Raw genomic sequence first — 12,549 nt, 5'->3', positions numbered from 1 at the left:
GTATTACTATCTAAGAAATGTTTCATGTGAAACAAAAAAAGCCGTTAAGCTTATAAACGCAGTGGGCGTTTAGCTTAGCGGCTTTTTATTAACCTACGGAATCTTCCATTTGGTAATCAATTAGCTTGTTTAATTCCATGGCATATTCCATAGGAAGTTGATTAGAGAAAGGTTCAATGAAGCCCATAATAATCATTTTAGTAGCTTGTGATTCGGATAAGCCACGACTCATTAGATAATATAAGTCGGTTTCCGAAATCTTAGAAACTTTAGCTTCGTGTTCGATTTCAGAGTCACCATTATTAATATCGTTGTGGGGAATGGTATCACTTAGGGAATCATCATCCATGATGATAGTGTCACATTCGATATGGGATTTGGAGTAATGGGCTTTATCAATCATACGGATAGTACCACGGTAATTACATATGCCCCCGTCTTTGCAGATGGATTTGGAAACTACGTTAGAAGAGGTGTGAGGGGCATGATGTCGCATGATACATCCGGTATCTTGGAAAATGTCACCACTAGCAAAAGCAATGGATAACATGGTTCCGTTAGCATAAGGACCGTTTAAGTCAATGCTAGGGTATTTCATAGTAACTTTAGATCCTAGGTTACCATCTACCCATTCCATAGTGGCATTTTCGTCAGCTGAAGCACGTTTAGTTTCTAAACTATAAACGTTATCGGACCAGTTTTGAATAGTAGTGTATCGACAAAAGGCGTTTTTCTTAACGAAAACTTCCACGTCGGCAGCATGTAAACTATCTTCGGAATAACTAGGGGCAGTGCAACCTTCGACATAGTTAACACTGGCGTCTTCATCGACGATAATTAAAGTTCTTTCGAATTGACCGGTACGACCAGCATTGATTCTAAAGAATGCTTGGATAGGGATTTTGGCGTGGACGCCTTTAGGTACGTATAAGAATACTCCCCCGGACCAAACTGCCGTATTTAAAGCGGCGAATTTATTCATTTGAGGAGTAACTAATTTTCCGAAGTATTCTTTTACTAAATCGGGATGTTCTTGCAATGCCGTATCGGTATCACAGAAAATAATTCCCATTTCAGCGAATTCTTTTTTGATGTTAGCATAAACAGCTTCGGATTCGTATTGAGCTTCGGCACCCGCTAAATATTTACGTTCAGCTTCGGGAACTCCAATACGTTCAAAAGTATTTTTAATGTCGTCAGGAACATCGTCCCAACTACGAGACACCGAATCAGTGGCACGTTGGAAATATCTGATTTTGCTTAGGTCTAGATCAGATAAATCAGGGCCAAAGTCGGGCATAGGAAGTTTTTTAAAGATTTTAAAAGCACGTAAACGAATATCTAACATCCATTTAGGCTCATGTTTTTGCGCTGAGATTTCACGGACAATGTCTTCTGTTAATCCGTCACCAGTGGAATAAATGGGTTTAACATCATCTTTAAACCCGTATTCGTAATCATCATTTAAATGTTCGATGGATTTATCGATGGGTATCATCTCCGTTAATTAATTGATAAATAGCTTTAAAAGGTAACATGGCGCATTTAATCCGAATAGGTAATTTAACTACCGCTTGAAAAGCAACTAAATCACCTAATAGTTGATCATCGAAATCTTCGTGCGTCATCATTTTAGACATGTTTAATACTAATTGGTTGATTTCATCAGTCGATAAATTTTCAATGGCTTCTAGCATCATTGCAGTCGCACCTTTACAAATTATGCAGCCGTCGCATGCCACTCGTAAGTTAGTTAGTTGGTTACGGGAAATGTCAGCAGTAATCTTGATATCATCACCACATGTGGGATTGGTGAGGTGAACTCCACCCGTAACTTCGTGGGAATTAGGACATTCTTGAGCTTTTTGTAAAATAATGCGTTGGTAAATACTAGTTAAATCCATGGAAAAATTCCTTCATTTCTTTAATAGAATCGACTAATCGTTTACATTCACTTCTAGTGTTGTAAATGTATAAACTGGCACGCAATGTAGCATTAACGCCTAATTGATGAGTTAGCGGTTCGGCACAGTGCTGTCCCGCACGAACATCAATGTGTTTGGCATCCAAGAAAGTAGCAGCATCATGGGGATGAATACCGTCGACGTTAAAGGCGACAATTCCCGTTTCACGTAGCTTAGGACCGTAAACGGTAACGCCGTCTAGTTGATCTAATTCATCGTATAAATACTGACCCAGTTTTTGACAATGGGTTTTAACTTTCGGCATTTCTAATTCTTCTAAATATAAAAGAGCCGCGTCTAGGCCAATAACGCCTTCAATGTTGGGCGTACCAGCTTCTAGACGGTAGGGAAGCTCTTTAGGTTTGTAGGAAGTAGTAGAAACGGATTCAATCATTTCGCCACCTAATCGAGGACTGTTCATATTTTCTAGTAGCGAAGTTTTGCCGTATAAAATTCCGATGCCAGTAGGGGCTAGCATCTTATGACCGGAAAAAGCTAACCAGTCCATAGGAATTTTTTCTACATCGATAGGCAATTCAGGGGCAGCTTGTGCACCGTCAACTAAAATATCGGCACCATGTTGATGGGCTAATTCAGTTAGATCGGCGATAGGACTAATATCACCTAATACATTAGATACCCAGGTAACAGCAACTAATTTAGTTTTATCGGAAATGATTTTTTTAGCTGCTGTGAGGTCTAAAGTAGCATCATCAGTTAAGGGGATGAAACGCAAAGTAGCGCCGTTTTTCTTAGCTAATCGTTGCCAAGGCAACAAATTACTGTGGTGTTCGGCAATGGAAACCACGATTTCGTCGCCAGCTTGTAAATGATTAGCGTAATATCCGTTAGCGATTAGGTTAATACTGTCGGTAGTACCAGAAGTAAAAACTATCTGTTGGGGTGAAGCAGCATTAATAAATTCAGCAACATGTTGTCGTGCTTTTTCAAATCGTGCGGTGGTTTCGCCAGCGTCAGAATAGACACTGCGATGAACATTAAAATTGTGATTTACGTAATAGTCGCTAATGGTATCAATGACGTAACGGGGCTTTTGCGTAGTTGCAGCGTTATCAAAATAAATCATGTCAGCATTTTGTTTATTGAAAACGGGAAAATGATGACGGACGTGTAAATTATCCATGAATACGCTCCTCTAAATTGTGTAATAGATGTTTTTGAATCGATTTGTCAGGGAATTTTTCGATTAGTGGGGTTAAGAAACCGCGAGTTAATAAGAAACGAGCCGTTTTGGCATCAATTCCTCTAGTTTTTAAATAATATAATTGCGAAGGGTTAACTTTTCCCACACTGGCAGCGTGTCCCGCTACCACATCGTGATTATCAATTAGTAAAATAGGATCAATTTTTCCTTTGCTTTCGGGACTTAAAGTTAATAGACGACTGGTTTGATCGGAATCAGAATCAGTAGCTTCTAACTTGATTTGTCCAGTAGTGTCATAAACCGTTTTAGAAGTATCGGCTACGATGCCACGTTGTGATATTAAACCACTAGTGTGGGGGCTTTTATTAATAATTTTAGTTTGGATATCTTGTCGTTGTTGTTGATCGGATAAACTAACTAAATTGATTTTACTAGAGCTACCCATACCGTCTAAATCCACATTACTGTAGTAGCGATTGTCACTACTATTAAATAATCCTACGTAAGTATCTAAGTTAGCATTTTGTGCTAAGTAGGCATTTAAAACGCGATGGGATTTAGAACTGTGTGTCATGGCAGCATCATAAAAGGATACATTAGCGTGGTCACCTACTAGGACTTCAATCATTAAGCAATCGTGGTCAGCGTAATGATTGTCATCTTTGTAGGTAAAGGAAACGTTAGAACCAGCAGCTGCGATAATTAATAAGTGCTTTTCTTGTAGATTATGATCAACTAAAGCAGAGATATCGATAGATTCATGGACAGAGACATTTTTAGGAATAAAAACGAAACCTCCACTTTGTAGATAGGCAAGATGGCGAGCATTTAAGGCATTATCACGCCAGGAAATAGCTTTTTCCATAAAGTTTTCTTGAATCAATTCGGGATATTCGTTGGCAGCGGCGAATAAGTCCATCATGACTACCCCAGCATCTTGGAGTGATGAAGATGCTAGGTTTTCTTTATTTATACGACGTTCTTCTAAAGCAGGAGCAGCAAAGTTATATTTTCTTAAGTTAGGTGCTAAGCGCATCGACTTTTGCATGTCGTTGGCCACCATGCGTTTAACTGATAGCCATTGTGGTTCGTTATGGCTTTTAGCAAAATCAGCAATTGTTAAACTCATGATGGATCCTCCGTCTTAGTTAATTTTTCACGCAAAGGTTCATATCCGTTAGCTTCTAGTTGTTCAGCTAAGTGATAATCGCCGCTTTTAATAATGCGACCTTCCATCATTACGTGCACTACGTCGGGCTTTACATAGCGTAAAATGCGGTTGTAATGAGTAATAATTAATGAACTGAAGTCTTTATCGCGCATAGCGTTAATTCCTTTAGAAACGACTTTTAGCGCATCGATATCTAGTCCAGAATCAATTTCATCTAAGATAGCTAGACTAGGTTGAATCATCATCATTTGTAAGATTTCATTACGTTTCTTTTCCCCACCGGAAAAACCTTCGTTTAAATAACGATCGGTGTAGGATTCATCAATGTCTAAAAAGTCCATTACATATTCGAGACGTTTCATAAAATCTAGCACGGAAACCGGCTTGTCGGCTACCGCGTCCATAGCAGCATGGATGAAGTCGACGTTTTTAATACCGCCGATTTCAGTAGGATATTGCATACCGATAAACAAGCCCAAACGAGCACGTTCGTCGGTAGCCATATCGTTTAATTTTTTGCCGTTAAAGGCGATAGTACCTTGCGTAATCGTGTACTTAGGTGAACCCATAATAGTTTGTGAAAGAGTAGATTTTCCGGTTCCATTAGGACCCATGATGACATGGACTTCACCATCAGGGATAGTTAGGTTTAAACCGTTAATAACGGGTTCATCGGTTTCGTTAATCTTAACGTGTAAATCTTTAATTTCTAACAATTTGTCCTCCTAGTGTACTAATTTATCCCAGATTACTACTCGGTTTTCTTGTAGTGATTTAGGAACATCGATGATTCGTTGGTTAGCACTACCGCGGAATTGCAAAGTTAAATCTTTTTGATCTTCCATAAAACGACCGTCTACTAAAATATCAATCATAGAAAGCAATTTTAACTTGTCATATGAATCTTTTAGTAGTTCGTCGTAAGTGTATCCGGACCAGGACCAAATGTCTTTAGTGTGGCCGAATTCTTTACGCACGCGTTTGCATAAACGAAGACAAACTTGCGTATTTAAGAAAGGTTCACCCCCAAGAAGGGTTAAACCTTGTACATAATCTTTTTTCATGTCTTCGATGATTTGATCTTCTAAGTCTTGTGAGTAAGGTTGTCCGTAATGGAAATTTTGTGATGCCACATTGTAGCAGCCAGGGCATAAGAACTTGCAACCACTAACATAAATACTGCAACGAATACCTTCTCCATCAACGAAGTTAAAGGGCTTATAGTCAGCAATATATTGTTGGCTTAAGTCTTTAGCAAGCCATTCTTTAGGCTTTGGATTGTTTGGCTGTCTCTTCATGTGCGACATCGTTTACCATTCCTTTCGACATATTCTTTTTACGGGATGAAATTTCTACGTGACGACCGTGGACCATAGGACGAGCTTGAGGATTACCTAGGTAACCGCAAGTTCTCTTAACCACATCACAATATTTAGGATCGTGGTTACCGCATTGTGGGCACTTAAAGCCACGAGCAGTAGCTTCGAATTCACCTTTGAAACCACATTTGTAGCACTTATCAATGGAAGTGTTGGTACCTAGGTAACCGACGTGATCGTATGCCCAGTCCCAAACGGCTTCTAGTGCCTTAGGATTTTGTTTTAAGTTAGGGTATTCACAGTAATGAATGAATCCTGCAGAAGCGTAGTGAGGGTAAGCTTCTTCAAAACTTAATTTTTCAAATGGGTTTGGACGCTTTCTAACGTCATAATGGAAACTGTTGGTGTAGTATTCTTTATCGGTGATGTCTTTAACCTTACCGAATTTTCTAATATCGTCTTGCGCGAAAGTATCAGTTAAGGATTCGGCAGGAGTGGAGTATAGACTGTAGTGGTAACCACTTTCTTTACTCCATACACGACATAGACGGTTTAGTTCCGCTACAATGCTTACGGTGAAGTCGTGGGCTTTAGGATTGGATTCCCAATCAGGTCCGAAGAATTCAGTGCCGACTTCGTATAGACCGATGTAACCTAGTGAAACGGTAGCACGTTCGTTTCTGAATAATTCATCTACGCTATCGGTAGACTTTAGACGCTTACCGAAGGCACCGTATTCATATAGAAGAGGTGCGTTGTCCGGCTTAGCTTCCTTAGTTCTTTCGATACGGTATGCCATAGCTTGGTGAACGATGTTTAATTTTTCAGCAAAAATGCTCCAGAATAAATCCATGTCACCGTGAGCTAGAAGAGCAATTCTAGGTAAGTTTACAGTAACTACCCCTAAGTTCATACGACCGGCGTTAACGGCTTTACCATTTTCGTCAGTCCACTTAGGTAAGAAGGAACGACAACCCATAGGTGCCTTGAAGTCACCAGTGATTTCACAAAGCTTGTCGTACATTAAAATATCAGGATACATACGCTTAGTAGCACAATCGACGGCTAATTCCTTAACATCGTAGTTAGGGTCGTTAGGCTTTAGATTTAAGCCTTTCTTTAGTACATAGATAAGCTTAGGGAAAATAGCGGTACGACGTTCTTTACCTAAACCTTTAATACGGATTTTTAGAATATCTTTTTGAATTTCTTTTTCAATCCAGCTAGTACCTAAACCAAAACTTACGGTAGTGAAAGGAGTTTGACCTTGGGATGAATACAAAGTATTAATTTCGTATTCTAGTGATTGCATAGCGTCAAAGATATCTTGTTTAGTACGGTCTTTGGCGAAATCTTCACGCTTGTCTGCAGCTACCCATTGTTCAGCAGTCTTTAGGTGCTTTTCGTAGTTGATTTTAGCGAAAGGTGCTAAAACTTGATCAGCACGGTCAAAGGATAAACCACCGTATTGTAAGGAAGCTACGTTAGCGATGATTTGAGAAACTTGGGCAGTAGCGGTTTGAATGGAACGAGGGGATTTAACTTCCGCGTTACCAATCTTGAAACCATTGTTTAGCATTTCAGCAAAATCTACTAAACAGCAGTTAGTTTCAGGAGTGGCAGGGGAGTAATCCAAATCGTGCCAGTGAATGTCACCACGCAAGTGTGCCTTAGCTACTAATGGAGGTAGCATTTGTAAACCAATGGCACGACTGGCAGCTCCGGCTTCTAGGTCACGTTGTGTATTGAAAACATTACTATCTTTATTAGCGTTTTCGTGAACTACTCGGTCATTGCGGTTAAACAATTTTTCGATACTGCTTTTAACGTCAGTAGCTTTTTTAAAACGATTAATATCGTCTTGTTGAGCTTTTAAGTATTGTTGCTTTTGATCTTCTAAGTCATGTTCTTCAAGAAATTGGACTATAAAATCATGAATATGACTAGCTTCGATTTCAGTTTGATCTTTAGTTAATTGATTCAAATGAGTATAAAAATGTTGGATGGTTTCTTCGGACAAACCTAGTCGATTAAAAATGTAATCCAACTTGTATTTGTAAAACGGTGTCCGGTCACCCGTGTTTTTAATTACTGTCAAATGGTCAAAAATATTATTTAACATATCATCAGTCCTCACTTTGAAATATACCACCGGTGGTATCTGTATTAATGCTAACACGCATATATAGTGGAATAACATCCTTGAATGTAAATTGAAATAGTGCGTACTGAATGATTAAAATAATTTAATTTTCTCAGAAAGCGTAGAAATGAGCGATTAAGGGATTTAAAACTGAACAATTATTAATATTTATAAAAAAATGTTCAAAATATAAACGTGTAAATAGTGCCAGAAACGTTGATTTACTAACGATTAATAAGTAAAACATGAACGAAAATAAAAAAGAACTTTATTTAAAAAGTTCTTTTGGCTAAATATTTAGTTTTTTATTAAGTAATTATGAAGTGATAAAAATACCAATAATTATATACTAAAGATCTATCACTTTTAATAAATGGCGGATAAATTAAGATTTTTCCACTACCTATTCAAAAATATATAAGCAGATGGTATTATGTTAAACATATTTATTTATAGGAGTGTTTTGATGGTTAAATTCGCAGTTGATAAAAGTTTATTTGATGTATTTGGGGATGCACAAATTAACGTAATGGTATTACGTGATGTGGATAATAATTTATCTGCTGATGCGCAAGCACAAGTAGAAAAATTATTAGATGAATCCCAAGATAATGCACATAAATTTTTAACCAACGAAGTATTTAGAAAAAACGAAGTAGTAGATAAATGGCGTGAAATCTACCGTCAATTTAAGAAGAAAAAAGGTGCACGTGCATCCATTGAAGCTTTATTGAAACGAGTAGATCAAGGTAAAGGAATCGGCAGCATTAATCCATTAGTGGACTTATACAACGCAGCTTCATTAAACTACGGAGTACCATGTGGTGGTGAAGATTTAGATACTATTGATGGTGATTTACATCTAGGTGTTGCTGAAGGTGGCGAAGATTTCTTCCCACTAGGTGACGATGAAAATGAACCTGCTTTACCGGGTGAAGTTATTTATTATGATAACCAAGGTGCAGTTTGCCGTTGTCTAAACTGGCGTGATGGTCAACGTACTATGTTAACCAATGATACCAAAAACGCCATTATGGTAATGGAAGCTATGGATGATGACCAAAAAACAGCCATTAACGAAGCCATGGAAGCACTAAAAAATGACTTACATGAATACTTAAACGTGGATGGTACTATTTATCATTTAGATGCTAATAATTCCAGTGTGGAACTTTAATAAGCTAAAAATTGGTCCTAGTTTTAACTAGGGCTTTTTATTTTCGGATAATCAGTATAATTTTCATATCTAAAATATCTAAATAAGTTATAATTATGATAATTAATCGTAGGGGTTAAAAAAGAAAGAAGGATTATGTGAACTACCTATTAGTTTTAGTATTAATTTTATTAGTAGCTTGGTTAATGGGCGAAGCATTTGAACGTCTACAAATGCCCGCCGTCGTGGGCCAATTAGTGGGCGGATTTCTTTTGGGTCCGGCGGTATTAAATTGGGTAAAACCTAGTAGCATGATTGCTACGTTTGCCGAATTAGGGGTCATCGTTTTGATGTTTCTTGCCGGGCTCGAAAGTGATTTAAATTTATTAAAGAAGTACTTTAAACCTAGTATCGTAGTGGCGGTATTAGGGATCGCACTTCCGGTAATTAGCATCTATGCGTTGGGACGTTTTCACGCGTTATCTACGTTAGAAAGTTTATTTATCGGCGTTATCTTTGCGGCGACTTCAGTATCGATTTCCGTCGCAGTTTTAAAGGAAATGCACGCGTTAAATACTGACGCGGGAGTAACTATTCTAGGTGCTGCGGTAGCAGATGATATTTTGTCAGTCTTGCTATTAAGTGCCGTAGTTACGATTTTTGGCGTAAGCGATGATGGTCCACAACTTAGTTTGCCTATGATCGTCGGTCTACAAGTTTTATTCTTCCTATTAATTTGGGGACTATATTATGTAGTTAAAAAATTTCCCATTCACATTTGGAAAAACTGGCAATCCTATGTATCGTTATTTGCACTATTATTTTGCTTATTAATGTCGGGAATTGCCGAAGATGTGCAATTAAGTGCCATCACCGGTGCCTTCTTTGCGGGAATTATCGTGAGTCAAACCGAGTATCGTAAACAAGTAACGGTACAGGTAGAAAACTTCGGAATGTTGTTATTTGTACCTATTTTCTTTGTGAATGTAGGGCTAAATATGCAACTTAGCGGCATCATGAATAACGTGTGGTTATTTATTGATCTGTCATTATTAGCCATTATTACTAAGTTCTTAGGTGCTTACGAAGGTTCGCGAATGTTTGGCTTTGATCACGTATCTGCTGCGGAAGTAGGTGCGGGGATGATTAGTAGAGGAGAAGTCGGTTTAATCATTGCTGAAATGGGATTGAAGAGTCATTTAATATCCGAAAATTATTACTCTACTATTATTGCTGCCATCGTAATTACTACCATTGTGGCACCATTAATTTTGCGACCTATTATTTCTATAAAAAGACGAAAAAATATTTAAGGTGGTCATATCATATGATGTGACTGCTTTTTTATTATATTTATCTATACAATAAGTAAAATTAGTGAGCCAAATAACAGACAAATGAAACTCGTTTTGATATATTCTTATCAACACGATTAAGTCGTGTAAAATATTTCAAGGGGTGCCAAAAAATGAATAAGAAGAACCTACTAGCTACACTTTCCATTGCTGGATTATCACTATCCATGCTATCTGGAGTAGCTGCGAATGCTGATTCTATGAAGGACATGCACATGAGCCATGAAGCTATGTCATCTAAGAAGATGCCTAAAAAGCATGCTATGCACATGAGCAAGAAATCATCTAAGAAGATGCACCACAAATCTTCCATGATGATGGGTATGAAGATGGATGGTTTAGAAATGAACATGAAATCTAAACTACCTAAGGGCTTAAAGAAAGCTAAACATACTAAATTCCGTGTAGGCCAAAAAGTTACCTTAAAGGCTAAACATATGAAGGGTATGTACAACGCTAAAGCTAAAGTAGCTGGTGTATACAAAACTAACTTATATGAAATTACCTTCAAACCTACTAACGGTAAGAAGACTGTTAAAGATCACAAATGGGTAGTTTCTAAAGAACTAAAAGCCAAGGGCAAGTTAAAAGCAGGTAAGAAAGTAACTGTTTTAGCTAATCATATGTATGGTATGAAAGGTGCCAAAGGTAAAATCGTTAAGGTTCATAAGGGCCCCGCATACGTAGTTAACTTTACTGATACTAAGACTCATATGGTAATTAAAAACCATAAATGGTTAACACAAAGCGAATTAAAAGCTAGAAAATAATCAATATTAAAAAAGAGGTCACTTATAAAAGTGGCCTCTTTTTATGTTGAGAAAATAGGGCTGATAATGGTACCATACCATGGCTATATATTTTTTTGAGGAGAGATTTATTTCTATGGGAAAACTGATTACAACCTTATTTTTGGTGTCTATTTTAACGTTAGTGACGCTTTCCATAACTTATGCAGAAAATATAGAGCCTAAGTTTAGAGGACGTACTTATAGATATCGAGATTTATTTTTAATAAATTTAGCTGTATCAGTAGGATTATTTATAATTAGATCCATCATGATTCCGTTTAATACGAATAATACGGCGGGGTCATTTGAAATGTTCTTTGGCTATGCCGGTATCATCCTATTTTTAGTGTTGGTGGTAGCTGTGCTGGCCTTCATTTATCGTTATGTAAAAACTAAACAAATTTATGTAGGTTATTTATGGCTAACTGTCGCATCTTTAATTGCCTTTTTAGTATTTTTATGCTCTGCTACGGTGATTGATGCTAATGCTAATAAACATGCTAATAGCGCTAAACCTGCAACTACGGCGCAAAAGAAATCCCAACCTAAATTGCAGGCTAAATCTCAGTCACAACCTAAAAAACAAACTTATTTAAAACAAATTTCTTCTACTAATGGTAACGGCATCGTGGATAATAATGGAAAAATCAGTTACGTTTACCAAACTGATAAAAATGCTAATATTTCCACGGATGCGGACGCAGGACAAAGTTCCATAGATAAAATTAGCGATACACAATATCGCATTACCCTTACTCTAAAAGACCAAAATTCCAATTATGTAGATATTATGGCTAACAAGAAAGGCCAAAATCAGGGTACTGATGAAGTTAATTTCTACACCCAAGATGGCTACGATAAATTAATTAATGGAAAAGAAAATTCCAATAATGATAATTCATCGATAAATAATTCGGATAGTAATGGGGATGCTACTTCATCCGATAATGATATAAATAATGATTCCACCGATGATGGTGATAATAACGTACCCATGGAATATCAAAATGCTTTAGAAAAAGGCCAAAACTACGCTAGTCAAATGAATTTATCTAAGCAAGGCGTTTATGATCAATTAACTTCTTCTTACGGAGAAGGCTTTGCTAAAGATGCGGCCAATTATGCAATTAATCATATTACCGATGTAGATTGGAAACAAAATGCATTACAAACTGCTCAAAAATACCAATCTTACATGCATATGTCTAAAGCTAGCATTCAAGAGCAATTATCATCTTCTGCCGGAGATAAATTTACTCCTAACGAAGCTGCCTATGCAGCACAAAATTTAAATAGTTAAAAATAAAGCAGCGGTTGCTATGTAAATACATAGTAGTCGCTGTTTTTTATATGATTTTATAAAAATTTTTCAGATTTTTATTTTCACCACTTTAATTAGGGTTATAATACAGGTGAAATATGGTCCAAGGGGATTGGATGATAGTGTAGTTGGTTAGCTATATTTATGGTTTTATACCTTAAATA

Annotated in this window: 11 protein-coding genes; 4 read left to right on the top strand and 7 right to left on the bottom strand. The window is 37.2% G+C overall.

Annotated elements, in window-relative coordinates; genetic code table 11:
• Positions 1-88: 88 nt before the first annotated feature.
• Genes sufB through nrdD form a run of 7 tightly spaced genes read right to left on the bottom strand, consistent with a single transcriptional unit; the run spans position 89 to position 7,741 of the window.
• Entirely contained in the window at positions 89-1,498 is a 1,410-nt protein-coding gene (gene sufB, locus D7I45_RS00315; RefSeq protein ID WP_120783811.1) for a Fe-S cluster assembly protein SufB, read from the bottom strand.
• Positions 1,482-1,904, bottom strand: coding sequence for a Fe-S cluster assembly sulfur transfer protein SufU (gene sufU / locus D7I45_RS00310; protein ID WP_120783810.1), 423 nt, complete (start codon positions 1,902-1,904; stop codon positions 1,482-1,484). Before sufU ends, sufB begins: the two co-directional genes overlap by 17 nt.
• Positions 1,891-3,108 (bottom strand): aminotransferase class V-fold PLP-dependent enzyme, encoded by a 1,218-nt coding sequence (locus tag D7I45_RS00305; RefSeq protein ID WP_120783809.1) that lies wholly within the window; start codon positions 3,106-3,108, stop codon positions 1,891-1,893. The genes sufU and D7I45_RS00305 overlap by 14 nt, the downstream gene beginning before the upstream one ends.
• On the bottom strand, positions 3,101-4,258 hold the full coding sequence (locus tag D7I45_RS00300) for a SufD family Fe-S cluster assembly protein (protein ID WP_120783808.1): 1,158 nt from the start codon (positions 4,256-4,258) through the stop codon (positions 3,101-3,103). The genes D7I45_RS00305 and D7I45_RS00300 overlap by 8 nt, the downstream gene beginning before the upstream one ends.
• Positions 4,255-5,016 (bottom strand): Fe-S cluster assembly ATPase SufC, encoded by a 762-nt coding sequence (sufC, locus tag D7I45_RS00295; RefSeq protein ID WP_120783807.1) that lies wholly within the window; start codon positions 5,014-5,016, stop codon positions 4,255-4,257. The genes D7I45_RS00300 and sufC overlap by 4 nt, the downstream gene beginning before the upstream one ends.
• A 9-nt stretch (positions 5,017-5,025) precedes the next feature.
• Entirely contained in the window at positions 5,026-5,607 is a 582-nt protein-coding gene (gene nrdG, locus D7I45_RS00290; RefSeq protein WP_120783806.1) for an anaerobic ribonucleoside-triphosphate reductase activating protein, read from the bottom strand.
• A complete protein-coding gene (gene nrdD, locus D7I45_RS00285; protein WP_120783805.1) occupies positions 5,567-7,741 on the bottom strand; it encodes an anaerobic ribonucleoside-triphosphate reductase in 2,175 nt (724 codons plus the stop codon). The genes nrdG and nrdD overlap by 41 nt, the downstream gene beginning before the upstream one ends.
• Before the next feature lie 487 nt (positions 7,742-8,228).
• Here nrdD and D7I45_RS00280 point away from each other — a divergent pair, with 487 nt between their 5' ends.
• The 4 genes from D7I45_RS00280 to D7I45_RS00265 all read left to right on the top strand — a co-directional run bounded on the left by D7I45_RS00280 (position 8,229) and on the right by D7I45_RS00265 (position 12,364).
• Positions 8,229-8,939, top strand: coding sequence for a B3/B4 domain-containing protein (locus D7I45_RS00280; RefSeq protein WP_120783804.1), 711 nt, complete (start codon positions 8,229-8,231; stop codon positions 8,937-8,939).
• Positions 8,940-9,076: 137 nt separating this feature from the next.
• Entirely contained in the window at positions 9,077-10,231 is a 1,155-nt protein-coding gene (locus D7I45_RS00275) for a cation:proton antiporter (protein ID WP_120783803.1), read from the top strand.
• Between the two features lie 155 nt (positions 10,232-10,386).
• Positions 10,387-11,043, top strand: a complete 657-nt coding sequence (locus tag D7I45_RS00270) for a YdhK family protein (protein ID WP_242446895.1) — start codon at positions 10,387-10,389, stop codon at positions 11,041-11,043.
• Positions 11,044-11,158: 115 nt separating this feature from the next.
• Entirely contained in the window at positions 11,159-12,364 is a 1,206-nt protein-coding gene (locus D7I45_RS00265) for an Ltp family lipoprotein (RefSeq protein WP_162924045.1), read from the top strand.
• Positions 12,365-12,549 lie beyond the last annotated feature (185 nt).

It is taken from the genome of Apilactobacillus bombintestini (assembly GCF_003627035.1).
In the GTDB taxonomy this organism is placed as follows: Bacteria; Bacillota; Bacilli; order Lactobacillales; family Lactobacillaceae; genus Apilactobacillus; species Apilactobacillus bombintestini.
This window is presented reverse-complemented; position numbering and strand designations above follow the sequence as displayed.